The organism is Dietzia sp. SYD-A1 (assembly GCF_015356725.1).
GTDB lineage: Bacteria > Actinomycetota > Actinomycetes > Mycobacteriales > Mycobacteriaceae > Dietzia.
The window spans coordinates 1-590 of sequence record NZ_JADDKI010000531.1 but is presented as its reverse complement, the minus strand read 5'-3'; the positions used below and the strand labels follow the sequence as shown (position 1 = coordinate 590).

1 protein-coding gene and 1 pseudogene are annotated in these 590 nt (G+C 76.4%); both read left to right on the top strand.

The annotated features are described in order from the left end of the window. On the top strand, window positions 1-325 hold a 325-nt coding region (locus IY392_RS16505), incomplete at its 5' end, for an ABC transporter permease subunit (RefSeq protein WP_194861810.1). Further along, window positions 318-590, top strand: a pseudogene (locus IY392_RS16500) (ABC transporter permease); the annotation flags it as partial. The gene IY392_RS16505 and the pseudogene IY392_RS16500, both read left to right, overlap by 8 nt.

Genomic DNA, 590 nt, shown 5'->3' with positions numbered 1-590 from the left:
GGCCTCCGCACCCGTGGCCGAGGCCCGCGCCCGCGGGGTGGGCGAGCGCACGGTGCTCACCGGGCACATCGCGGCCGTGTCGTGGACGCCGCTCATCGCGCTGCTCGGGGCGCGGCTGCCCGAACTCATCGCGGGGTCGCTCGTGGTGGAGACCGTCTTCGCCTGGCCCGGCCTCGCCGCGGCGACCGTGGACGCCGCCCTGGAAGCCGACTTCGCGCTGCTGGCCGCCGTGACCCTGGGCGCCTCGGCCACCGTCCTGGTGGGGACCTGGTTCGCCGACTGCCTGCTTCTGCTGACCGACCCCAGGGTGCGGATCGATGCGTGAGTACGTGACCCCCCGCCGCGTCGTCGCGATGCTCCTCGTGGCGCTGGTCGTCGCGTACGCGATCGGCTGGCCGCTCCTCGCCCCGGCGGGGTGGGCGGGCACGGACTACCTCCGCGCCGGGCTGCCCCCGGGATGGCCGCACCTCATGGGCACCGACTCGCTGGGCCACGACACGTCCGTGCGGGTCGCGCAGGCGCTGCAGGTCTCCCTGGCGGTGGCCGCGGGATCGGCGCTGGCCGCGGCGGTGATCGGCGTGGTCGTGGGC